1 protein-coding gene is annotated in these 236 nt (G+C 66.9%); it reads right to left on the bottom strand.

Going from position 1 to position 236, the window contains the following annotated elements:
• On the bottom strand, positions 1-158 hold a 158-nt coding region (locus tag FJ658_RS15360; RefSeq protein WP_141146231.1), incomplete at its 3' end, for a ribosome-binding factor A.
• Positions 159-236: the final 78 nt, after the last annotated feature.

Below are 236 nucleotides of genomic sequence, written 5' to 3' on the forward strand. Positions count from 1 at the left end.
GTGTAGAAGACGCTCGCGTGCTGCAGGTCGCCCGTGACCCGCACATCCGTGATCGTCACGAATCCGAGGCGCGGGTCGCGGATGCCGCGCTCCAGACGCTGCGCGATGATCTCGCGGATCCGATCGGCGACCTTGGCCGCCCGGGGGTTCTCACCCATTCTTCTCTCCTCGCCTCTCGATGAGGTGGCCGCGAGCGCGGCCCAATCGAATACTCAGCCGGTGAAGGGGGTCGGATG

The sequence above is a fragment of the Schumannella sp. 10F1B-5-1 genome (assembly GCF_006517535.1).
Lineage (GTDB): Bacteria > Actinomycetota > Actinomycetes > Actinomycetales > Microbacteriaceae > Schumannella.